Annotated in this window: 22 protein-coding genes; 19 read left to right on the top strand and 3 right to left on the bottom strand. The window is 54.7% G+C overall.

Translation table 11 applies throughout. The annotated features are described in order from the left end of the window. The first annotated feature begins 80 nt into the window (after window positions 1–80). The 6 genes from fumC (at window position 81) to KIB08_RS02895 (ending at window position 7,179) form a co-directional block, all read left to right on the top strand. Window positions 81–1,463: a class II fumarate hydratase gene (gene fumC / locus KIB08_RS02920; RefSeq protein ID WP_303989372.1), complete on the top strand. Its 1,383-nt coding sequence runs from the start codon at window positions 81–83 to the stop codon at window positions 1,461–1,463. 221 nt (window positions 1,464–1,684) lie between these two features. Next, a complete protein-coding gene (gene ald, locus KIB08_RS02915; protein ID WP_303989370.1) occupies window positions 1,685–2,806 on the top strand; it encodes an alanine dehydrogenase in 1,122 nt (373 codons plus the stop codon). 101 nt (window positions 2,807–2,907) lie between these two features. Then, window positions 2,908–4,356 (top strand): nicotinate phosphoribosyltransferase, encoded by a 1,449-nt coding sequence (locus tag KIB08_RS02910; RefSeq protein WP_303989368.1) that lies wholly within the window; start codon window positions 2,908–2,910, stop codon window positions 4,354–4,356. Window positions 4,357–4,438: 82 nt separating this feature from the next. Continuing rightward, window positions 4,439–5,344, top strand: coding sequence for a hypothetical protein (locus KIB08_RS02905; RefSeq protein WP_303989366.1), 906 nt, complete (start codon window positions 4,439–4,441; stop codon window positions 5,342–5,344). A gap of 328 nt (window positions 5,345–5,672) precedes the next feature. Further along, the gene (locus KIB08_RS02900) at window positions 5,673–6,461 is read left to right on the top strand and encodes a hypothetical protein (RefSeq protein WP_303989364.1); all 789 of its coding nucleotides are present in this window, start codon (window positions 5,673–5,675) and stop codon (window positions 6,459–6,461) included. Further along, entirely contained in the window at window positions 6,454–7,179 is a 726-nt protein-coding gene (locus KIB08_RS02895) for a hypothetical protein (RefSeq protein WP_303989362.1), read from the top strand. The genes KIB08_RS02900 and KIB08_RS02895 overlap by 8 nt, the downstream gene beginning before the upstream one ends. 48 nt (window positions 7,180–7,227) lie before the next feature. On the opposite strand, the gene KIB08_RS02890 is transcribed toward KIB08_RS02895, so the two are convergent. From KIB08_RS02890 to recQ, 3 genes are read right to left on the bottom strand one after another with little or no spacing between them, the layout of a single operon-like run. Then, entirely contained in the window at window positions 7,228–7,719 is a 492-nt protein-coding gene (locus KIB08_RS02890) for a dihydrofolate reductase (RefSeq protein ID WP_303989361.1), read from the bottom strand. Further along, a complete protein-coding gene (locus KIB08_RS02885; protein WP_303989359.1) occupies window positions 7,719–8,510 on the bottom strand; it encodes a thymidylate synthase in 792 nt (263 codons plus the stop codon). The genes KIB08_RS02890 and KIB08_RS02885 overlap by 1 nt, the downstream gene beginning before the upstream one ends. Beyond that, window positions 8,507–10,321, bottom strand: coding sequence for a DNA helicase RecQ (gene recQ, locus KIB08_RS02880; protein WP_303989357.1), 1,815 nt, complete (start codon window positions 10,319–10,321; stop codon window positions 8,507–8,509). The genes KIB08_RS02885 and recQ overlap by 4 nt, the downstream gene beginning before the upstream one ends. 801 nt (window positions 10,322–11,122) lie before the next feature. On the opposite strand from recQ, the gene KIB08_RS02875 reads away from it, so the two are divergent. The 13 genes from KIB08_RS02875 to KIB08_RS02815 all read left to right on the top strand — a co-directional run bounded on the left by KIB08_RS02875 (window position 11,123) and on the right by KIB08_RS02815 (window position 23,857). After that, on the top strand, window positions 11,123–11,803 hold the full coding sequence (locus tag KIB08_RS02875; protein WP_303989355.1) for a response regulator transcription factor: 681 nt from the start codon (window positions 11,123–11,125) through the stop codon (window positions 11,801–11,803). Beyond that, complete coding sequence (locus KIB08_RS02870) at window positions 11,787–13,256, top strand: sensor histidine kinase (protein ID WP_303989354.1); 1,470 nt, start codon at window positions 11,787–11,789, stop codon at window positions 13,254–13,256. Before KIB08_RS02875 ends, KIB08_RS02870 begins: the two co-directional genes overlap by 17 nt. Window positions 13,257–13,377: 121 nt before the next feature. After that, the gene (locus KIB08_RS02865; RefSeq protein ID WP_303989351.1) at window positions 13,378–14,232 is read left to right on the top strand and encodes an energy-coupling factor transporter ATPase; all 855 of its coding nucleotides are present in this window, start codon (window positions 13,378–13,380) and stop codon (window positions 14,230–14,232) included. After that, on the top strand, window positions 14,208–15,107 hold the full coding sequence (locus KIB08_RS02860; RefSeq protein ID WP_303989348.1) for an energy-coupling factor transporter ATPase: 900 nt from the start codon (window positions 14,208–14,210) through the stop codon (window positions 15,105–15,107). The genes KIB08_RS02865 and KIB08_RS02860 overlap by 25 nt, the downstream gene beginning before the upstream one ends. Beyond that, a complete protein-coding gene (locus tag KIB08_RS02855) occupies window positions 15,107–15,907 on the top strand; it encodes an energy-coupling factor transporter transmembrane component T family protein (protein WP_303989435.1) in 801 nt (266 codons plus the stop codon). Before KIB08_RS02860 ends, KIB08_RS02855 begins: the two co-directional genes overlap by 1 nt. Continuing rightward, a complete protein-coding gene (gene truA / locus KIB08_RS02850; protein ID WP_303989345.1) occupies window positions 15,895–16,701 on the top strand; it encodes a tRNA pseudouridine(38-40) synthase TruA in 807 nt (268 codons plus the stop codon). The genes KIB08_RS02855 and truA overlap by 13 nt, the downstream gene beginning before the upstream one ends. Before the next feature lie 359 nt (window positions 16,702–17,060). After that, window positions 17,061–17,696: a DUF3298 and DUF4163 domain-containing protein gene (locus tag KIB08_RS02845; protein ID WP_303989343.1), complete on the top strand. Its 636-nt coding sequence runs from the start codon at window positions 17,061–17,063 to the stop codon at window positions 17,694–17,696. A 69-nt stretch (window positions 17,697–17,765) separates the two neighbouring features. Next, window positions 17,766–18,398 (top strand): DUF3298 and DUF4163 domain-containing protein, encoded by a 633-nt coding sequence (locus tag KIB08_RS02840; protein ID WP_303989342.1) that lies wholly within the window; start codon window positions 17,766–17,768, stop codon window positions 18,396–18,398. Window positions 18,399–18,429: 31 nt separating this feature from the next. Next, a complete protein-coding gene (locus KIB08_RS02835) occupies window positions 18,430–20,178 on the top strand; it encodes a 2-oxoacid:acceptor oxidoreductase subunit alpha (RefSeq protein WP_303989339.1) in 1,749 nt (582 codons plus the stop codon). Continuing rightward, window positions 20,178–21,041, top strand: a complete 864-nt coding sequence (locus KIB08_RS02830) for a 2-oxoacid:ferredoxin oxidoreductase subunit beta (protein WP_303989336.1) — start codon at window positions 20,178–20,180, stop codon at window positions 21,039–21,041. The genes KIB08_RS02835 and KIB08_RS02830 overlap by 1 nt, the downstream gene beginning before the upstream one ends. 180 nt (window positions 21,042–21,221) lie before the next feature. Beyond that, window positions 21,222–21,986, top strand: coding sequence for an MlaE family ABC transporter permease (locus KIB08_RS02825; RefSeq protein WP_303989333.1), 765 nt, complete (start codon window positions 21,222–21,224; stop codon window positions 21,984–21,986). Window positions 21,987–21,995: 9 nt separating this feature from the next. Continuing rightward, the gene (locus KIB08_RS02820) at window positions 21,996–22,748 is read left to right on the top strand and encodes an ABC transporter ATP-binding protein (protein ID WP_303989330.1); all 753 of its coding nucleotides are present in this window, start codon (window positions 21,996–21,998) and stop codon (window positions 22,746–22,748) included. Then, window positions 22,745–23,857, top strand: a complete 1,113-nt coding sequence (locus KIB08_RS02815) for an MlaD family protein (RefSeq protein ID WP_303989327.1) — start codon at window positions 22,745–22,747, stop codon at window positions 23,855–23,857. The genes KIB08_RS02820 and KIB08_RS02815 overlap by 4 nt, the downstream gene beginning before the upstream one ends. Window positions 23,858–23,869 lie beyond the last annotated feature (12 nt).

Genomic DNA, 23,869 nt, shown 5'->3' with positions numbered 1-23,869 from the left:
TGAAGATCATGCGAGTCCGACCCGTTGTTACGCAGATGACGGAACGCGTCGGCGCCGCATGGCCAAGGGGAGGGAAAGGCGTGACTTATCGAGTAGAGCATGACACCATGGGCGAAGTGCGGGTTCCCGCGGAACGGAAATGGGGCGCGCAAACCGAGCGTTCGTTTGAAAATTTCAAAATCGGTCAGCGGATGCCGCAGGAAATTATTCGGGCATTTGCGGTATTGAAAAAATGCGCGGCGAAAGTGAACGCGGATCTCGGCAAATTGGACGCGAAGAAAGCGGACGTTATCGAAACCGTGTGCGATGAAATTTTAGCGGGTCAATGGCCTGATGAATTTCCGCTGGTCGTGTACCAGACGGGCTCCGGCACGCAATCCAATATGAATGTGAACGAAGTGATCGCGCATATCGCCAATGAAAAATTGGCCGCTGAGGGCAATTCGTTGCGGATTCATCCGAATGATGACGTGAACAGTTCGCAGTCCTCGAACGACACGTTCCCGACCGCGATGCATATCGCCGCGGTCGTGGCGTTGCATGAAAAATTGTATCCGGCGCTGGCGGAACTGCGTCGCATTTTAGAGCAAAAGAGCGCGGAATTCATGGACATCGTCAAAATCGGTCGCACGCATTTGCAGGACGCGACGCCCTTGACATTGGGCCAGGAAATTTCCGGTTGGGCGGCGATGCTGGAAGCTGCGGAAAAAATGATCAAGGAAAGCGAAACGCATCTCTACCCCCTCGCGTTGGGCGGTACCGCCGTCGGCACGGGACTCAATGCGCCGGAGGGGTTCGCGGAAGGCGTGGCGAAAGAAATCGCGCGCGCGACGGGCTATGATTTCATTTCGTCCGCCAATAAATTTCACGCGCTGACCGCTCACGATCAATTCGTGTACAGCCACGGCGCCTTGGAAGCGCTCGCGATGAACGCGTTTAAAATCGCCAACGACGTACGGCTGGCGGCATGCGGACCGCGCGCGGGGTTGGCGGAAATCACGATTCCGGAAAATGAACCGGGCTCTTCGATCATGCCGGGCAAAGTGAATCCGACGCAATGCGAAGCGCTCACGATGGTGGCCTGCCGCGTTCACGGCAACAGCGCTACGATCGCGATGGCGGCGGCGCATGGTCAGTTTGAGTTGAACGTGTATAAACCGGTGCTTGTCGACGCGTATCTCGAATCCGTGCGTCTGCTGGGCGAGGCGTTGCATTCGTTCGCTATCCATTGCGCGGAAGGTTTGGAACCGGATCGCGAACGCATCGCGCAAAACGTGCAGAACTCGCTCATGCTCGTCACGGCGCTCGCGCCGAAAATCGGTTATGAAAAAGCTGCGGAGATCGCCAAAAAAGCGCATCATGAAGGCACCGACCTCAAGAGCGCCGCGCTCGACCTCGGTTATGTCACCGCCGCCGAGTACGATGAGATCGTCGTACCCGCCGAGATGGTACATCCGAAATAAACATCTGAAATCAACATCTGCAAAAAGCCGCCGCGGCGGCTTTTTGTTTGGATAAAATAGAGTACGCTGTTTTTATGGTATGCATTTTTATTATATGTCTCGCATCGCATGCGAATTTAGAAAATACTTGAAAAATAGTATTGTCATGTTGTTTACGCGCGCAAAATAGTGCTATAATAATTTTGTTAATAGCATACTCTATTTCATTAGGAGGTTACAACATGCGTATTGGTGTAGCAAAAGAAATCAAAAATAACGAATTTCGTGTAGGTCTTACCCCGGCCGGCGCACACGCGTTAGTAGAAGCGGGACATGAAGTATTCGTCGAAAAGGGAGCCGGTCTCGGTTCGTTCATTGAAGACAGTGAATACGAAGCGGTCGGCGCTAAAATCGTCGCGGATAAAAAGAAAATGTTCGACGATTCCGAAATGATCATTAAAGTTAAAGAACCGATCGCGGAAGAATACGATCTCTTCCACGAAGGTCAGATCTTGTACACGTACCTGCACTTGGCGGCGGAACCGGCATTGACCGAAGCGCTGTTGAAACATAAAGTCATCAGCATCGCGTATGAAACGGTTCTCGGTCGTGACGGCCGCAGCTTGCCGCTCTTGCAGCCGATGAGTGAAGTCGCGGGTCGCATGTCGATCCAGGTAGCGGCGCATTTCCTCGAAAAAATCAACGGCGGCAAAGGTAAATTAATGGGCGGCGTTGCCGGCGTACAACCGGCCAAAGTCACCATCGTCGGTGGCGGCACGGTAGGTACGAACGCGGCGAAAATGGCGGTCGGCATGGGCGCGATCGTCACCGTTATTGATAACAACCTCGACCGTCTGCGTCAGTTGGATGACATCTTCGGCGCTCGCGTGCATACACTCGCGTCGAACCCGCTCAACATTGCGCAATCCGTCAAAGAAGCGGACGTCGTGATCGGTTCGGTATTGATTCCGGGCGCGAAAACACCGCAGCTCATCACCACGGAAATGGTCAAAGAAATGAGTCCGGGTTCGGTCATCGTCGACGTGGCGATCGACCAGGGCGGCGCGGTGCAATCGGTTGACGGTCCGACCACGCACGATGATCCGATCCGCATGAAGTACGGCGTAGTTCACTACTCGGTGGCCAACATGCCGGGCGCGGTAGCCAACACCTCGACCTACGCGTTGACGAACGCGACGCTGCCGTATGCGATCGCGATTGCCAACAAAGGTTGGAAACAGGCGCTCAAAGACGACAAGGGTCTGGCGAACGGTTTGAACACGTTGGACGGATACGTTACGTTCAAAGGCGTAGCGGAAGCGCTCAACAAAGAATGCAAAGACGTCAACGATCTTTTGAAATAAAACGAGCAAAAAAAATCCCCTTGCATAAGGGGATTTTTTTTACTTGCGTTTTGTGAAACCGTGCGCAGACGGTTATAATAAGTGAAACATGTGGAGGGGATATGATGAATACAGGCTTGGTCACGGATTTTTATCAATTGACAATGGCGCAGGGACTTTGGCGCATCGGCGCGCATGATGTGCCCTGCGTATTTGACCGCACATATCGCAACAATCCGTTCGGTGGCGGGTATACCGTCGTCGCGGGTCTGGAACACTTGGTCGATTTCATTCGAAATTTCCGGTACGGCGAAAGCGAAATCGCGTACTTACTCTCGTTGCATACTTTTGACGAGGGCTTTTTACAATGGCTCGCCGATTTTCGTTTTACGGGAGACATTTACGCGATGATCGAAGGCACGATTGCGTTCCCAGGCGAAGTGCTGCTGCGAATGGAAGCCCCCAAAGCGCAAGCGTTCTTGCTCGAAACGGGTCTGACGATGATCATGAATCACGAATCATTGATCGCGACCAAAGCGCGCCGCGTGCGTTCGGTGGCGGGCGATGATTTTTTGATGGAATTCGGTTTGCGTCGGGCGCAGGGAGAATCCGCCGGCCATTATGGCGCGCGCGCGTCGATTGTCGGCGGCTTCAACGCGACGAGCAACGTCGAAGCGGCGCGGCGTTTCGGTTTGTCGGCGGTCGGCACGATGGCGCATAGCTGGATCATGAGCTTTCCCGACGAACTCACCGCGTTCCGCGAATACGCGCGGCAGTACGATAACGCGACGCTGCTCGCCGATACGTACAACACGCTCGAGTCGGGCGTGCCGAACGCCATCACCGTCTTTAGGGAATTGCAGGAAGCGAATCGTTTGCCGGAGAAATACGGTATCCGTCTGGATAGCGGCGACATCGCCTACCTCTCCCGCAAGGCGCGTGAAATGCTCGATGCGGCGGGATTTACCACGGCCGGCATTACGGCATCAAACGACATTGATGAACGCACCGTGTTAAGTTTGAAACAGCAGGGGGCGGCGATTAACTCCTGGGGCATCGGCACCAAGATTATTACCGCGGACGGTACCTCGGCGTTGGGCGGCATTTATAAATTGGCGGGACAGGAAGAAAACGGCGTATTGATTCCGAAAATGAAGTTCTCGGATCAGCCGGAAAAAATGACGGACCCGGGTCGTAAAGAAGTATTCCGCATTTCCCATCGCGACAACGGGAAATTGATCACCGATGTGTTGGCGTTGGCGGATGAAGACATTTCTCCGGCGGAAGATTACGAACTGATCACGTACGAATATCCGTGGCGGCGCAAAAAATTGGCGGCGAATTCGTTCGACGTGCGTCGCATGCTGGAGCCGATCATGCAAGGCGGCGAACTCGTGTACGAACTGCCGAGCCTCGCTGCAATCAAGACGTATGCCGAAGCGCAATTCAAGCAGCTTTGGCCGGAATACACGCGCCTGGACAATCCCGAAATACTTGAAATTAACCGTTCTCCGAAATTGCAACAATTGAAAGAGAAATTGATTCACGAACAGGTCGATAGCCTGCATTGAAAAAAGCGTTGCCGCGCGGCAACGCTTTTTTCGTTCGCGGAATGGTAAAATTCTGTATAATGAAGAGAAAAGGAGGCAATGCATGGCAAAGCATTTGACATATCTTACCGCGGCATTACTCGCGGCCTTGGCGGTCACGACCAACGCGAGTTACGCGGCGGCGCCTGTCGTCGTGATGGAACCGGCGGCGGTTGCGAACGCGAGCGAAAACGCGACGGCGCAGACCGTCTGGCAAGCCGCTTGGCAAGCCCAACGACCGCAAGTCGTAACGCGTAAACAGGACATGAAAGCGACCTACTTTCAATCGGCTTGGCGGGGACCCGACGCGGGTAAAGAATTGGCCCGCGCGCTGGCGGAATATGCCGACAGCGGCTTGTTGCCGCCGCAGCAATATATGACGACGGCGCAACGCGAAACCTTTTGGCAAAACGCCGAGGTGCTTCAAGCGACATTCGCCGACGGCAACGTGGCGGATGTATTTGTGATGCGCATGACGACCGCAGAATTTCAGCGGGCGTTGGGAAAACGGTCCGCGCAGGCTTTGCGCGACGGCTTGGGACCGGCGCCGAGCGCATCCGCGAAGCAGGTGCTCGCAAGGCTCGCGCCAAGTCGCGACGACGTGCAGAAACAACTGGACCGCGTGGTGCAGCGCCTTAATGAACGGTTGACGGAGGATCTTTTCGCCGCCGCGCTCATGCAGGTCCGAACCGAAGGAAAAATATTGCAAATGCGCGCCGATTTCGCGCCGATCGCCGATGCGAAAATCACGGCGTATACGCCGCTGACGCGCCGCTTGGCAAACGGCCAGCCGTATTGGGGGCAAAGCGCGCGCTACCGTGAGCGGGTGATTACGAAACCGGGCGTGCCGCCGGCGGAAGCGGTCGTGACCATTACTGCGCAATTGTTCCCGCGAGAAGACGGCTGGGCTATCGCGTATACCATCATTGACGGCGACAGTAAGGATAAAAGCAAGAAAACGGGTAAATAAAACATAATCGGGCAACAAGAAAAGAGGCGACCGCTCAAAAGTGGGTTTTAAACCACCTAGTTGAGCCGGTCACCTCTAGTACCGTTACTATACACGGATTGTTGAAAGGTGTCAAGGGACATTCTTTAACGCGCGAATAAAGGGCACATCCACCAAGAGGTAAGCGGTTCGTTTTTGTCTTTTGCTTTTCTTATTGCATGTATTATATTTGCGATGTGAAAAGCGATAGAGTATGATGAAAACGCTAAGAGACCGATATGATGCAGGCGTTGATCGTCTTGCAAAACGAAATTACATCAAATCGTATCGCGATAAAGGAGGAGCGGGCATGCATCGGATATTCTGGAGCGTGAGCTTGGCGCTGGCGCTGTTGGGCAACGGCTGCGCGCAGGCGGCGTTGCCGAAGGACGCGCCGGCGCCGGTGAAAACGTATGCCGTGACGGACGGCTATTGGGGTAAGCAACTGTGGCAAAGCGACGTATTCAAAATGGCGTACGCGTCGGCGCTTTCATCTGCCGCCGCGGCCAGTGGAGGAATAGGCCAGGACGAAGTTACGCCGCGTATCGTCAAAGCGGTAATGGATTCGCTGATGTTGACGCAGTGGCAGGCGGAGGATCATCGCGGCGTGCATGTGGCGTACGTGGTGACGGCGCAGGTGCCGTTGGATCTCATGGCGCAGAACCAAGCCGCGAAAGGAAATCGCGCGGGCGAGTTTTGGGCCACCGCGTTTGAAAATACCGACGCGCGGGAGTTGCCGGAATATTTCTTGACGCAACCGCGCACGAAAGAAGCGATGCAGGCGCAATTGGATCGGGCGAAGGCTTCGCTTGTCGCGGCAAACGCCGAGGCGGCGGCGCTCGTGCCGACATTGACACTGCGTTCGTACCAGCCGCTGATTCGTTATCGTGACGGGCAGGGCGGCGTTTACTACGGGCAACATATGCGCTTCGTCATCGATACGGGTGGAGTCGTTTGGCCGATCGCCGTATTTTCCGATGTGCGCAAGACGGCGGACAATATTCATTGCACGTGGCTGATTACGGCGGATACGGAGTACGCGTATTTCGCGCGAATTTGGAACCGATATGTGGGAATAGGAGGCGATCGCGATGCGTAAAGTGGCATGGCTGCTCAGCGGCTTGCTCGCGCTAACGACAGCCGCGTACGCGGCGACGCCCATCGCGGTGCCGCCGATGGGCACATTGCAATGGCCGGATACGATCACGGCGGCGTCCCTTACGGACGGCTTCATGGATTCGCAGAAAGGGTCGTTTGCGCAGGAGCCAATGGCGGCGGCTGAAAGTTTGACGCCAACGGAAGATTGGTCCGTTTACCAGTTGCAGGCAGAGCGACCGGAAGGATTGGCGACGGCGTGGCTGGTTGGCTTTGCCGTGCCGATGGACGACCCCGCTGAGTTCGAGCCGTTTTTCCGTTCGCCATTGGGGGATAACGAGCGCGCTGCATTGGCGCATTTTAATGGTATGCTCTATGGTTTGGAAACGAAATTAAATCAGCAAATCGCCGCGCACTGGGAGAGTATGGTGAAAGACAATCCGCAGTTACGCGGCGCGAACGAAATGCAAAACCAGCCGCCCCTTTATGTGCGCATCCGCGAGATCGATTCGCTCGTGCCGGTCACGCAAGCGCATGAAGTGATGTACCGTGTGGGCGCGCGGCTGGCGCCGGAGATTGACGGCGGCTGGGTGCTGCCGTACTATGCGCAATGTTACTTCGTGCGCCGCGATAATCAGTTGGCGGGCGTGCTGCTTTTGGTAAGCGATACGGATCGTGAATATTTTGCCCGCTATTTAGCGAAAGCCGTTTTGACTTTATAGCTTGTTACATAAAAAAACAAACAAAAAAGACCGCGTTGCGGTCTTTTTTCATGCGCGGCGCATGTAGGTCACGAAACGATGCGCCAACGGATTTTTGGCATTTACTTCGCCTTCTTCGACACGTATTTTTTCCCAGGCGGTTTCGTCAATGACGGGGAAATACGTATCCGCCTCCGGTTCGCTGTCCACTTCGGTGATGTGCAGTTGCTCCGCGTGCGGGAAAAAGGCGCGATAAATTTCGCCGCCGCCGATGACGAAGTAATCCTCGTCTTGCTGAAGCGCCTGCAGCACTTCGTCGACGCTCGCGAAACATCGGACCTCGGGGTGCGCCGCGGCCCAGTCGCGGTCGCGGGTGAGCACCCAGTGCGCGCGGCCCGGCAGCATGCCCGGCAGACTTTCAAAGGTTTTACGGCCCATGATGATCGGGTGTCCGGTCGTTATTTTTTGAAAGCGTTTCAAATCATCGCGTAAGTGCCAAAGCAGTTGATTGTCTTTGCCGATCGCCTGATTTTTCGCGACCGCGACGATGATGTGCAACATTAGACGGACACCTCCATGGCCAATTTGCCGAGATGCTCATAATTTTCCAAATAAATATCGTCCGGCGTAAACTCATAGAAATTTTGCACGTCGGGGTTGAGGACCAGCCGCGGCGCCGCCAGCGCCTGATCACGGCGCGCGAGTTGCGAGGTGAGCGCGTCGACGTGATTATCGTAAATATGCGCGTTGTTGATGACATGCGTGAACAAGCCCGGCTGCAAGCCCGCGTGCCGCGCGATCAAGTGCACGAGTACAGCGTACTGCGTGAGGTTGAACGGCACGCCGAGTCCCATGTCGCCCGACCGTTGCACGAGCATGCAATTCAGGCGGCCGTCGGCGACGTCCCACATGGTGAGGAACGCGCAGGGGTATAACGCCATTTCCGGCAAGTCTTCCACGTTCCAAAGCGACACGACCATGCGGCGGCTCTCCGGATCTTCGCGGAGCGTTTGCAATAGCGTGTCGACCTGACCGTATTTTTTTAACTGGTAGCCGTAGGCTTTGCCGATCGTGCCGTCGGGTTGCATCCATTCGTCCCAAATGTGGCAGTTCCAATCCTGCAAAACGCGCACATCGTTCGATTGCTTCTGCCAAATCCAGAGCAGTTCTTTGACGGCGGTTTTGAACGCGACAAATTTTGTCGTGAGAATCGGAAATTCCCGCGCCAGATCAAATTGCATGATTTGGTGCGGCAGTTTATAGGCCGGCATGCCGGTGCGGTTGTTGCCGTGTGCGCCGGTTTTCAAAATGGCTTCGACAATGTTGAGGTATTGCTGATCGGCAAGGCTCATAGGGATTCCTCCGGATGGTTTTGAATAAGATCGAGAAAGACGGGGGCGTAGTTAATCAGCTTAAACGGACCGACGCCGCTGACTTGCGCCATGTCGTTCAGCGTTTGCGGCCGTTTTTCGCACATTTCGAGCAGCGTCGCGTCGCTGAAAATGACGTAGGGCGGGACGTTGCGTTTTTCGGCCAGCGTTTTGCGCGCCGCGGCGAGACGGGTGAAAAGCGGATCTTTACGCGGCGCGGCGTGCGTTTTCGGCAGGGCCGTTGCGCCGCGTCGACGCGGACTTTGCGGGATCGGCATAGTCACCGTCTGCGTGCCGCGTAATACTTCTTCACCGCTTACGGTCAGCGCCAGCAGCGGGTACTTGGCGCCGCGCTTATATAAATAACCGTCGGCGATATACTGCTCGATTTCCCGGCGCAAATCACGCTCGCTTTCTCCGCTGCGCGCGCCGTAGTAGCGGCAGTATTCAAATTCGCGCGCGCGATCTTTGGCCTGTAACGCGCCGCGTAAAATGCGAACTACGGTCGCGATACCGTAGCGCTCTTTAATTTCTTCGACGGTTTTGAAAACCGTGCGCGCGTCGCCCGTCACATCGCAGGTTTCCGTCGGGGTTTCGCATTGACTGCAATGACCGCAAGGCGCGGTGTCGGTCGCGCCGAAGTGTTGGAGAATCTGCGCGCGCAGGCAGCGGTTCGTCTGACAATACATTTCCATTTCCTCCAGACGATCGCGGGCGGCGGTATCGGTAACGCCGGTTTCCTGTTCCGTTTGTTCGATTAAAAATCGTTGCGTGCGCACGTCCTGACCGCTGTACAAAAGAATGCATTCCGCCGGCGCGCCGTCACGTCCGGCGCGACCCGCTTCCTGGTAATACGCCTCGATGCTTTTCGGCAATTGGTAATGGAGCACGTAGCGCACATCGGGTTTATCAATGCCCATGCCGAACGCGTTCGTCGCCACGATCACGGACGCTTTGTCACGCACAAACGCGTTTTGCGCGCGCGTGCGCACCGTCTCGCTTAAGCCGGCGTGGTAGCGAACGCAGGGCACATTGGCGCGGGTGAGGTCATGGTACACTTCATCGACGGCTTTGCGTGTCGCGCAATAAATAATGCCCGCCTCGCCTTGATGCGCCGCGACATACATGCGCACGTAATCTTTTTTCTTCGCGCCGCGCACCACGCCGAAATATAGATTGGGGCGGTCAAAACCGGTCACGAAAATCGCCGGCTTCTCTAACTGCAGGAACGTCATGATGTCCTGTTGCACCTGTGGTGTCGCCGTGGCCGTAAAGGCGCCGATGACCGGCCGCTCGGGCAACGTTTGCAACGCGGCGGCGATGGTGCGATAGCTCGGTCGAAAATCGTGGCCCCATTCGCTGATGCAATGGGCCTCATCGACCACGCACATCGTCACATTGAGTTTACCGAGAAAATTGAGAAATGATGATGAGGTCAGCCGTTCCGGCGCGATATAGAGTAGCCGATACGCGCCGCGCAAAAGCGCGCGCATGCGTTCCCGATACGTTTCATCGTCCAAGCTGGAATTCAAATACGTCGCGGGAATTTCGTTGGCGACCAAGGCGTCGACCTGGTCTTTCATCAGCGCGATTAACGGCGAGATGACAAGCGTCAGCCCGTTTTGCACGAGCGCTGGCAATTGGTAGCAAAGCGACTTGCCGCCGCCGGTCGGTAAAATCGCGAGCGTGTCGCGTCGCGCGAGGAGCGATTGCACGATGTCGGCCTGCGCCGGACGAAATGATGTGAAGCCGAAATAGTGTTGCAGATATTGATGCAAAGTTGTGGTACTCATCGCTCCTCCTTTCGGAATTATTATAGCAGACAAAAAGGCGAAATCTTTTTCATTTTCTGTCCCGATTTTTCCGAACGCCGCAAGCGGCGTTCGGAAAAATCGGGACAGAAAAAAAGAGCATGTACATGCTCTTTTTTCTCCACTTGCCTTCTGCCCAAAGGCATAATAACATGAAGATCGTAATAATGCAATTATATTCAGATAATAATGTATAATATTATATAAATATATAATATTATATAAATATATAAGGGAAGCGAGTAATGCCGTTTTTCCAAGTTAAAAAATGACTGCAGTCAAGATTGTGCGCCAACGGAGTTTTCGACGGCTGAAAACGGTAAGCAACGTCGGCGCAAGCTTTATTGCTAACGCGGTTACGCAGAGCGGCCGCGGTGGTGGGACGCAAACGCGCGCGTAAAATATGGGCGGCCGCTGCGGTGAATAAATTTTTTATCGTAAAATAAAATAAAAAGTCAAGAATATTTTTCTGAGAAAAAACGCTCATTATACACCGGTCAATTTGCCTCGCGGGATGAAAATAAATCCGGAAAAAGTCCGCGGCGCTTATTTTTGACACGTAATATAAGGAATGAAAGGGTTACGCCCTGCTTTTTTATAAAAATATTGTAAACATATATTTTTTAATAAACAAACGAATTTTAAAAAATGCGATTGAATTATCGCCGGCGGTTCGGTATAGTAAACACAGAAGCGGCACTTCTCAGGAGATGCCCTGACTATTATCGAATCATTGCTATTACTTATTCGGAACGGAGTAGGAACCTGTTAGGAGGAACCGAAATGAACGGAAAAATTTTAATTGTAGAAGACGAAAAGAAAATCGCCCGCTTTTTACAGCTGGAATTGGAACACGACGGCTATGAATGCGTGCTCGATTTTACCGGTGGCGCCGTCATCGACCATATCGGCCAGGGACACTTCGATTTGATTCTGCTGGACTTAATGTTGCCGGAGGAAGACGGTTTTTCGATTATCAAACGCGTGCGCGAGATGAGCAATATACCGATTCTCGTGCTTTCCGCGAAAGACGATGTCGACTCCAAGGTGAAAGGTTTGGATCTCGGCGCGGATGATTATCTCACCAAGCCGTTTTCGAGCAAAGAACTTTTGGCGCGTATTCGCGCGCTGCTGCGCAAAAAGGTCGGCGGCGACAAACTCAACGAATCTTCGTACCACATCAAAGATCTGTATATTTTCCCGGACCGGCATGAAGTGCAGGTCGGCACGACGATCATCAATTTGACGAAAAAAGAATTCGAATTGTTGACGTATCTTGCGAAAAACAAAAACATCGTGTTGGGACGCGATCGCATTCTGGAAGATGTTTGGGGTTATGATTATGTCGGCGACACCAATATCGTCGACGTGTATATCCGTTATCTGCGCAGCAAGGTGGATGAAGTAGTCGGCAAGAAATACATCCATACGGTGCGGGGCATCGGTTATGTCGCCCGCGATTAAGGGATGGCTGCGTAAACTTCAAAAATTTAATCAATCGTTGTCTGTCAAGTTGACGTTTATGTACGGCGGGATGATGTTTCTCATCCTGATTTTTACCGCGTTCCTTGCGATCGGTAGCGTTCATTACCTCTTGATGCGACAGCTTCAGTTTGACGTGCGCATGAGCGCACGTCAAACTGTTTTTTACCTGGATCATCACGGTCAGGTGGACGCGAGTATTTTTCAGGGACAAAACGTGCTGACGTATGTTGATCTTGTGGTGTACAACGCCAAAGGGCGGCCGATTCTTGACAATATTACCCGCTACGAGCCCGGGCCGTCGCTGACGCCGGAGCAACTGCATCAGTTGAATGAAACGGATCCCGCCGGCGCTCACTTTGAGATTATTGATACGGAAAATGAACAGACCTATCGTTATCTCAAACGCTGGGAATCAGCGGACGGCAAGGTCTACTACTTGCAGTTTATCCGCAGCGCGCAACGCGAGCGCTTTTTCATCGAGCTTTTGGTCCGCCAGATTCTCGTGACGGTACTCGCCAGCTTGGGCGTCACGATTTTAGCGGGCGTGGTGCTGACGAATAAAGTGCTCGCCCCGCTGCGCGCGATGAAAGAACCACTGAAGCATATCGAAGTCAATGAAATGGGCTACCGTATTCCGTTGCCGGAATCGCGGGATGAGCAATACGAATTGGCGGTGACGATTAACCGCACGCTCGATCGTATCGAGCACGGGGTCGCGCAGCAGCGGCAGTTCGTCGGCGACGCGTCGCATGAGTTGCGTACGCCGATTACGGTGATCAACGGGTATACGGATCTGCTAATTCGCTGGGGGGCGCAGGACCCCGAGACGCTTTCGGAATCGCTGGCGGCGATTCAGGCGGAAACGGAATACATGCGGCAGCTGATTGAGCATTTGCTCTTTATCGCGCGCGCGAGCGCCGGCGAACTCAATATTCGCTTGCGGCCGCTGGAAACGTCGGAGATTGTGCGGGAAGTGTGGAACGGTCTGCAGATCGCGGATCGACAGGGGCCGCACCACGAGCTGTATTTAGCGGCGAATGAATCGGCGCTGATTGAGGCGGATGATGCGCTTTTCAAGCAATTGCTGCGCATTTTCCTCGACAATGCGGTGAAGTACACGCCGGAAGGCCGACGGATCATGCTTTCGGCAACCGTCACGACCGCACAATACATTGTTGCGATCATGGACGAAGGCGTCGGCATTTCGGAAGCGGATTTACCGAATATCTTCACGCGTTTCTATCGCGTCGATTCCTCCCGAACCAAAGCGACAGGCGGCACCGGTTTGGGATTGGCGATCGCGCGTGACATCATCGACATGCATCACGCGTCGATTGAAGTTACGTCGGAAATCGGTTCCGGTACGACATTTACCATCAAGTTCCCGCTGCTTTCCGAAGACGATTCAGCGGATATTTCACCGGAAGAATAAAAAAGGAGGTCACGACCTCCTTTTTTTATATTTTATTTAATTGTTATCTTTTACAACCTTCTAATGTTGATTGTGGTAAAATGGATAAGATATAATTTTGTTTTTAAAGGAAAGGAACGGTATGGAACAACCGTTAATGTTTGATATTCATCATATGGCGCATGCCTATGTCGATGAAGAGGGCAACACGGGGTACGCGATCCGTGATGTCAGCGTGCAAATCAAACGCGGCGAATTTGTGGCTGTCATCGGTACGAACGGCAGCGGCAAGTCGACGTTTGCCAAACATTTGAATGCGCTTTTGCTGCCCACGGAAGGGGACGTCTTGGTGGACGGCATCTCGGTGCGCGATGAAGCGAGAGTTTGGGATATTCGCAGCCGCGTCGGCATGGTTTTTCAAAATCCGGACAACCAAATTGTCGCGGCTGTCGTCGAGGAAGATGTGGCGTTCGGCCCGGAAAATCTCGGCGTGCCGCAGGAACAATTGCAAGAGCGTGTCGATGCGGCTCTGGCGGCGGTCGATATGACGGCGTATCGCAAGCATGCGCCGCATATGCTTTCGGGTGGGCAAAAACAGCGCGTCGCGATCGCGGGCGTGTTGGCGATGCAACCGGAATGCATCGTTCTTGACGAACCGACGGCGATGCTCGATCCGCGCGGTCGTGAAGAAGTCATGCAAACGGTGCAGGCCTTGCATGACAAACGCGGTATGACCGTCGTGTACATTACGCATTTTATGGAAGAGGCCGCGCAAGCGGATCGCATTCTCGTCATGATCCAAGGTGAACTGGTCATGGACGGCACGCCGCGTGAAATTTTCAGCGATGTGGACCGCTTAAAGGAACTCGGGCTCGATGTTCCGGTCGCCTCCGAAGTGGCGCACGATTTGCGCGCGGCGGGCCTGCCTTTGCGGGAAGACATCATCACGGATGAAGAATTGGGAGAGGCGCTATGTCAATACAAATCAAAGCGGTGAATTATACCTACGGCGCCGGCACTCCGTATGAAAAGAAGGCCCTGCGCAATATTAATCTGGAAATTAAAGAAGGCGAATTCGTCGGCATTATCGGCCATACCGGCTCGGGAAAATCGACCTTGGTGCAACATCTGAACGGGTTGCTGTCGCCGACATCGGGAACGGTCACGGTGGACGGCGTCAACCTCGCCGGCAAGGATGCCGCGGCGCGCAAGGCGCGACACAGCGTCGGCATGGTATTTCAGTATCCGGAGCACCAGCTCTTTGAAGAAACGATTCGCGCCGATATCGCGTTCGGCCCGACGAACCTGGGGCTTGACGCGGCGAAGATTGATGAACGGGTCCGCGTGGCGATGCGTTTTGTAGGTTTACCTTATGATGAATTCGCGGAACGTTCACCGTTTCGTCTTTCCGGCGGTCAGCAACGGCGCGTGGCGATCGCGGGCGTGATTGCGATGCACCCGCGCTACCTCGTTTTGGATGAACCGTCGGCGGGTTTGGATCCGATCGGTCGGCAGGCGATTTTCGATCGCGTGAAAGAGTGGCATGAAGATCGGCGCTTTACGGTTATCTTGGTGTCTCATAATATGGAAGATATTTCCCGCTTGGCGTCGCGCGTGATTGTCTTGAACAAAGGGGAAATCATGCTCGACGGCAACCCGTTGGATATTTTCATCAACCACAGCGCGGAACTCGCCGCGGCGGGCGTGGAAGCGCCTCCGGTGTCGAGACTTTTAGCGCGCATCAATGAGTGCGGTTGCGCGGTCGATGAACGCGCGATTGAACCGGAAGAAGCAACGGCCAATATTTTGGTGGCACTTGGAAAAACACCGCGGCCCAAAGCGGCTCGCGGCGCGCGACAGGGGAGACAATGATGCTGGGCAATATTACATTGGGACAATACTATCCGACAACATCATTCATGCACAGTCTCGATCCGCGCACGAAGATTCTCTGCACGATGATTTTCATCGTCGGGATTTTTCTCGCCGATACCTGGGTCGCGTACGGCGTGGTGACGGCATTTGTACTGCTGGGCATCGCGCTTTCGAATTTGCCGTTATCCCTCGTGTGGAAGGCGGTCAAACCGCTTTGGATTATTATCGTTTTCACGATGGTGATCCATGTCTTCACCACTCCGGGCACGCTCGTTTGGCAATGGGGTTGGTTGCATGTGACGGAAGATGGCTTGCGGCAAGGCACGATGATGACGATGCGGCTGGTCTATTTAATCAGTTTTTCCGCGCTGCTCACGTACACCACAAGTCCGATCGTTTTGACCGACGGCATTGAGCAGCTGTTGAATCCGTTCCGCGGCATCGGCGTGCCGGCGCATGAATTGGCGATGATGATGACGATCGCGTTGCGGTTTATCCCGACATTGCTGCAGGAAACCGAACGCATCATGAAAGCGCAAAAAGCGCGCGGGGCCGATTTTGAATCCGGCAACCTGATTCGCCGCGGCAAAGCGTTGGTGCCGCTGATGGTGCCGCTGTTTGTGAGTGCGTTTCGGCGCGCGGATGAACTCGCGACCGCGATGGAAGCGCGCTGCTATCGCGGCGGTGAAAATCGGACGCGGTTGCATGAATTACATTACGAAAAGCTGGACATAGTTGCGTTTGCGGCTACGGTCGCGGTCGTTTTTGCGCTTGCGGTTTTGCGATGGCTGCACTGAGAAATATCCACATCACCGTCGCGTATGACGGCAGTCCCTTCGTCGGTTTTCAACGACAGCTGAACGGCATGGCGGTGCAGGAAGTGATCGAAGACGTGCTGCAACGCATCTTGGGACAGAAAACGACGCTGTACTTCGTGGCGCGTACCGATTCGGGCGTGCACGCGTGGGCGCAGGAATGCACGTTTTATACGACCGGCACGATTCCCGGCGAACGGTTCGCGTCCGCGATGAACGCGCTTTTACCGCCGGCCGTGCGCGTGCGAAAAAGCCGTGAAGTGCCGGAAGATTACAGCGTGCGTCGGCAAAATACGGGCAAGACCTATCTTTACCAGATTTTACGCGGCCGCGATGATGATCCGTTTCGTTATCGCTACGTCTGGCGGCTCGGGTACGCGCTTGACGTGGCGACCATGCGCGCGGCGGCGCAAGTAGTATGCGGCACGCATGATTTTACGGCGTATCGCGGCAATAATTCCGTGCCGAGCAATCCGGTGCGTACGATTTACGATATTCATCTCGAGGAAGCGGGCGACCTGCTGAAAATTTACGTGACGGGCGACGGTTTCCTGTACAAAATGGTGCGCAATATTGTCGGGGCGCTTGTCGATTGCGGACGCGGCCGCAAAACGCCGGCCGATCTTGTCGCGATCGGGGAGAGCAAGGATCGTCGCCTTCTCGGCATGACCGCGCCGGCGCAGGGACTCTGCCTTTTGCATGTGTATTTCGACGCCGTCACGCCGGAGGCGATCGCTGCAGCGAGGGCGCTTGCCGTGCCGTTATGGCAAATGTAGATGCCAACCGATGCGGCAATGTACAAAGTTATAAATAGAATAAAAAACAGACCTTTGCGGTCTGTTTTTTATTTTCTGCCGGGCATCATGTGCGCATGTCGGGGCAGCGCCTGCGGCGGGGGTAAAAGCGGCGCTGTATTCTGCGCTTGTCATTCGCGCACTGTTGGACAGAACGGCCGCCGTTGTTCCACTTTGGAAAAAGAAATAAATCATTGTAAAATAAAAGTAACGAGCTTAGGCACGTATTGACGAAGAGCCCGCATGAAAAGTTTTTTTACAGCATTTCTTTAGGGTGGCATACCTGCTTCAAATAGCGTACACTTATAAGAGAAGGTTTTGTAAAAGAACGGAGGAATCCCATGAAAAATCTACGTAAATTAACTTTACTTTGCGGTTTACTGACCGCGGTTTCACTCAGCGCCTGCGCGATGCCGACGACTACGACGACATGGAGTCAGGGCGAGGTAAAAATATCCGGTCAACCGGTCGCTTCCGCGCGCATTAATGAAGCATTGGCTCATTATACGAGCGAAGCGCGCCAAAATGGCGAAAAAATTCAGGCCGAAGCGCAAAGCATGCCAGAACGCAGCTGGCCGTATGAACATAACTACACGCAAAAAGCGACGTACTGCGGGGAGCAATATATTTCCTTTTTGACGCAGGAATATACGTACGAAGGCGGTCCGCACGGCTACACCGAAACGCGCGGACTCGTGTTCGCCACGAAGACGGGCGAGAAAGTCACGCTGGAACAATATCTCGGCCGCTCCCGCGCGGAGTTGCGGACGCTGCTGGGAGATGTAGTCCGCAACGATTTGGACGCGCGCAATGTAGCGTACTTTGAAGACGAGTTGCCGGCGGCGCTCGCGACGGATGATCCATACAATTACTATATCGATCAGGCGGGACACGCGATGTTGCTGTTCAATCAGTATGAAATCGCGCCGTACGCTTCGGGACTGATCAGCATCGACGTATCGTCGCTGCGCAAATGAATCGGACAGGTGCGCCGCCTGTTGGCGGCGGTCATTAATAAATAGAATGAGAGAAAGTGGGAGAACTTTATGAAAAAAATATTTCTTTTGGCAGGCGTCATGATGACGCTCGCGCTCGGCACGGCGAGCGCCAACGATTACAATGATGTGGCGGGGGTCAGTGTAAGCCTTTCCGAGCGGCCGCGCGTGGAAGCGAAGATCAATGCGATGCTTGCGAAAGATGTGGCGCGCGCGCAGCATGCGGGTGCGCAATTACTGGCTAAAGAAGCGCCGGCGACGGGTCCCGTATTGGACCACTGGCAGATGTACAGCCAGCAAGTGACTTACCAGAGCGACCGCTATCTTTCCGTGGTGGCGAAAGGCACCTCGTTTGACGGCGGCGCGCATCCAGACACGCAATGGCGGGCTTGGGTGTTTGATAAACAAAACGGACAAACGGTTACATTAGCGGACTTTTTAGGAGAGCGCTCCAATGCCGCGACGAATCGGTTAGTACGCGCTTACGTGCAACGCGCGCTAACGGCGCGGGCGATCGAATACTGGCCGGAAGAACTTGCCAAAGCGACGGCCGTCTACAATGATTTGCCGTACTATTTGAATGATCACGGCGACGCCGTGGTGATTTTCAACCCGGCGCAAATTGCTCCGTACGCGACGGGCGTGTTGGAAGTCGTCGTTCCGGCGCGCTTGCAACATAACTGAAGCATAGCAGTCAGTGGAGGAGGGTTTTACTTTGCAGACAAGAGAAGATTTTGTCTGGAAGATGGGCGGCCAGCAGGGCGAAGGAATTGAATCCGGCGGTGAAATTCTCGCCAAAGTGCTCGCCGCGCTCGGCTACTCCCTGTTTTCCCAGCGTTTATTCGCGTCTCGCATCAAGGGCGGTCATACGACCTTCGCATTGCGGATCGCCAGTCACCGGTTGGGGACGATCGGCGAAGGCGTGGACAACTTAATCGCGCTTGATCAGGAAACGATTGATCAGCACGGCCACGAATTGCGTTCGGGCGGCGTGTTGATCGCCGATACGAAGTTTGCGCCGAAAGGCGATCGTTTGCCGGCGGGTGTCACGCTCCTGGCTTTGCCGATCACGGATACCGCCAAAGAATGCGGCTCGCTGCAAATGAAAAACATTGTGGCGCTCGGCATGTCGGTCGCGTACTTGGGATTCCCGCGCGAACGTTTCATCGCGGCGATTTCGGAACGTTTCGCGAAAAAGACGCAGGAAGTGATCGCGGCCAACGTGCGCGCATTCAACGAAGGGGCGCGTCTGGTCGACGAGCAGAAAGATAACTTTGCCGCGCCCGGAACCTTGCCTGAACCGCCGGATGCCGACCTGCTGTTTTTGATGGGGAACGAAGCGATCGCACTCGGCGCTCTCGCGGCGGGCGCCCGCTTCATGGCGAGCTACCCGATTACGCCGGCGTCCGAAATTATGGAATACATGATTCAGGCGATTGACCGCGTGCACGGCGCCGTTGTGCAAACGGAAGACGAACTGGCGTCTTGCATGATGGCGATCGGCGCGAACTTCGCCGGCGTCCGCGCGTTCACCGCGACATCGGGCCCGGGTTTGTCGCTGATGGCGGAATCGATTTCGCTGGCGACGATTGCGGAGATTCCGATGGTCATTATTGATGTCATGCGAGCCGGCCCGTCGACGGGCATGGCGACCAAGGTCGAACAAAGCGATATCATGGCGGCGATTTACAGCGCGCACGGCGACGTGGGCAAAATTGTCGTCGCGCCGACCTCCACCGAGGAATGCTTCTACGTGACGGCGGAAGCATTCAATCTCGCGGAGCAATACCAATGCCCGGTCATTGTTTTGGCCGATTTGCAGCAGGGTTTAAATAAACAGAGCGTACCGGCGCTCGATCTCAGCCGCGTCAAAATTGAACGCGGTAATTTGCAGACGAAGGATTTGCCGGAACTGGTTCGACCGGATTATTTCGCGCGTTTCGCCGATACCGAATCGGGCATTTCGCCGCGAACGATTCCGGGCACGCCGAACGGCATGTTCCTGTCCACCGGTTTGGAACACGACACGGTCGGCAAGCCGGCGGAAGCGCCGTCGAATCGCGTCGTACAGACGGATAAACGTTTGCGTAAATTCACGACAGTGGCCGATCATTTCGCGCCGCTCGCCGTCGATGCGCCGACGGAAGAGGCCGACGTGCTGCTGATTTCGATCAATTCCGCCTGCGGCGCGGCCGCGGAGGCGGCGGAGCCTTTACGCAAGGAAGGCGTTAAAGTCAATCGCATCGGTTTGCGACTCCTGGAGCCGTTCCCGACCGAAGCCTTGCGCCCGTATGTCGAAAAGGCGAAAAAAGTGCTCGTACTCGAACAAAACGCGACGGGGCAACTTACTAAGCTTCTGACGATGCATTTGCCCGAATTGGCGCCGTTTTCCATGTTAAAACGTTATGACGGACTGACACTGACGCCGAGTCAGATTGTAGCCCGCGTCAAGGAGGTGCTCTGATGGCGAACGCACGGGAGTATAAAAACGCGATTCAGCCGAACTGGTGCCCCGGCTGCGGCGACTTCGGCATTCAGATGGCGATTCAGGAAGCCGCTTCGAAACGAAATATTCCTTTTAAAAAATTAATGCTGATTTCCGGCATCGGTTGTTCGAGCCGCATCGGCGGTTACCTGTACTGCTACGGCGCGCATACGACGCATGGTCGCGCATTGCCGTTCGCGCAGGGCGTGAAATTGGCGAACCGCGACTTGGAAGTGGTGGTCTGCTCGGGCGACGGCGACGCGTACGCGATCGGCATGGGACACACCATCCATGCGATTAAGCGTAATTTGAATATTACCTACATCGTTTTCGATAACCATGTCTACGGTCTTACCAAAGGCCAGACCAGTCCGCGCAGTTCGCTCGGCTTCGTGACCAAGACGACGCCGCACGGCAATGTGGAAACGCCGCTGGCGGTATCGTCGATGGCGCTCGCCGCCGGCGCGGGATTTGTGGCGCAGGGATACGCGCTGGACCGGCGCGGTCTCGTGGATATCATCATGCGCGGCATGGATTACCACGGCTTCTCTTTCATCAATGTCTTTACGCCTTGCGTTACGTACAATAAATACAATACGTATGAATGGTTCAAAGAACATCTCACCGATGTGAGCGATGTGGCCGATTACGATCCCGCTGACAAAGCGCGCGCGTTGACGCTGTTGAATGAACGGGAAGGTTTGATTACCGGCGTGCTCTACGAAGAAAAAGATCGTCCGAGTTATGAAGATTTGATTGATCTTGCGGAAGAGCCGTTAGCCGCCAAGGTCGAAACGATTAATGAAAAAACGTTTACCGACCTCATTGCGGCATTTCGTTAATCTCCTGAAACGGGGACAAAATAATACAAAAGCAGCTGTTATTACGCAGCTGCTTTTAAAATTTCGAAAAAACGGCTGGCGCGCCTGTCTGAAAAATGAAAAGTGCGCTTTATACGGGGACGTCGGGGCGTTAAATGTGCTAAAATAAATCATAATAGTGTATTTAGGAGGAAGCGCGTTGTGAACGAAATTCTGACCTCGCTCGGACGTTCAACGATATATGTTTTGGCGCAGATCGGCGCCGCCGTTCAATTGTTGATCGCGGCGTGGCAGCGCATTACTTCGCTCAATATGCGCCAGACCGTTAAACAGATGGCGCTGCTGGGCGTCGGCTCGTTTCCGATTGTCGCGCTGACGCTGTTGTTCACCGGCATGGTGCTGACCTTGCAGATCGCCACCGAGCTGTCGCGTTTCGGCGCGCAATTTTCCATCGGCGCGATCGTCTCGCTCGGGATGGGCCGAGAATTGGGGCCGGTATTATGCGGCGTCGTCTTAGCGGGCCGCGGCGGCGCGGCGATCACGGCCGAGATCGGCACGATGAAAGTCACCGAGCAAATCGACGCTTTGCGCGTGCTGGCGACCGATCCGATCAGCTACCTCGTGGTGCCGCGCATGGCGGCGTGCATGATCATGCTGCCGCTTTTAAATGTCTTGGGACTGATCATCGGCACCTTCGGCGGCGTTTTGGTCTGTACATTGAATAACGGTATTTCCGCTTACACGTTTTGGCGTTCGATTGAGATGTTTGTCACGCCGAGCGATGTCTACCTCGGCATGATTAAAGCGGTCGTCTTCGGGATGATTGTCGCGATCGTCGGCTGCAGCCGCGGCATGCTCGCGACCGCCGGCGCGGAAGGCGTCGGTAAAGCGGCGACCGAAACCGTAATGTATTCCATTATGATGATTTTTGCCGTCAACTATTTGTTGTCGAGTATTTTATTTTAAGAGGCGAAGATGATTGAATTACAGGACGTGACGGTGCGCTTCGGCGAACGCGAAATCCTGCGCGGCGTGGATCTGACCGTGGCGGCGGGAGAAACGCTCGTTATTTTGGGCGCATCCGGCTCGGGCAAATCGACGATTCTCCGCGTCCTCATCGGTTTGATCAAACCGACTTCGGGACGCGTTTTGATCGACGGGGTCGATGTGACGGATTACAGCGAACGGCAATGGAATGAAGTGCGCCGTCACATGGGCTATGTATTCCAATATTCCGCGTTGTTTGATTCCATGACCGTCGGTGAAAATGTCGCCTTCGGTCTGGTGCGGCAAAATGAATTGAGCAAAGATGAAATCGCAGCGCATGTGCGCGAACGTTTGCAACTGGTGGGGCTCGCGGACTGGCAAGATGCGTTGCCGCAGCAGTTGTCCGGCGGCATGAAAAAACGCGTCGCGTTGGCGCGCGCGCTGGCGACTGAACCGAAAGTCGTTTTATATGACGAACCGACGGCGGGGCTTGATCCGATCAGCGCGGCGACCGTCGATCGCCTGATCCGCCGCGCGCAGCGGCAATATGGCACGAGCGGCGTGGTCGTTACGCACGAGCTCGATTCGGCGCGAACCGTCGCCGATCGACTCGCGTTTTTACATCAGGGGCGTTTTATCGCGGATGCGCCGGCCGATACATTTTGGCAATCGGACAATCCGCTCGTACAGAATTTTTTACAGGGCAAGAGCGAATTGGATGAGGAGGAGCGGCGCCCATGAAGTGGTCAACGGAGGCCAAGGTCGGAGCGTTTACCTTAGCGGGTCTGATCGCGACGGCGATCGTCTTGGCACAACTTTCGAACTTTGTGTTTTTCGGTAAAAAGGGCTACGACATCTACGGCATTTTTCCGGAAGTGAACGGTTTGGCGCAAGGTAATCAGGTGCGCTATTCCGGCGTGGAAGTCGGGAAAGTCGAAGAGGTGTCGTCACTGCCGCATGGCGCGAAAGTGCGGCTGCGCATTTACGAAGGCATTTCGATTCCGAGAGATTCTTATTTCGCGGTCGAAGCGGATGGCGTGATGGGCGAAAAATTTATTCGTATTACGCCCGGCGATTTGAAAAACGGCGCGCTGCAACCGGGGGACACGATCACGGGCGGCATGCCCGGCGGCATTGATGCGATCATGCGGGAAACCAATCGCCTGCTGGCCAAGACGCAGGAAGCAATGGACAGCGTTAACAAAGTGATCGGGGATCCCGTCATGCAGGAACAGCTGCGCGCCACGGTGGCCAACGCCAACGACATGTCGGCGCGGATGATCGTACTGACATCCTCGCTGCAACAGATGACGGACGATGTGAATTTGTTGCTCGCGCGGTTGGATGCCGACGGTAAATTAACCGCCGATTTGCGGGCGACCGCAGAAAACTTTCGCGTGACGAGCGAAAACGCGCGACGGATTTCCAGTCGCATCGGCGGACTCAAACGGTCGTCACTCGCCATGCCCGGCGAAGTCGAGATGTTATATAATACGGATAAGCATAAAACCACACTGAACGCCAATTGGCGCATCGGTAACGAAAATGCGTTCGGCCTGATCGGCGCGGAAGATATCGGTAAAGGTACGCTGGCCAGCTTGCAATACGGTAAACATAACGGCCGCTGGTCGGTACGGGCCGGTTTAATTCGCGGCGAGATCGGAGCGGGGGCTGATTATGAGATCGGCAAAGGCCTGCTCACGGTTGATGCGTATAATTTAGAGGATTCCGAATACCGGTTGCGCGCGCGTTGGCCGGTAGCGGAGGACTGGTCGGCAGTCGCCCAGTCGATTTTCCCGGAAAGCGCGCCTAACGGCGGTTACTATTTCGGTGTCAACCATACTTTTTAAAAGTGTAGAGAG

Source organism: Negativicoccus succinicivorans (assembly GCF_018372215.1).
Lineage (GTDB): Bacteria > Bacillota > Negativicutes > Veillonellales > Negativicoccaceae > Negativicoccus.
The sequence above is the reverse complement of the archived record's forward strand: the minus strand, read 5'-3'. Positions and strand labels throughout refer to the sequence as shown.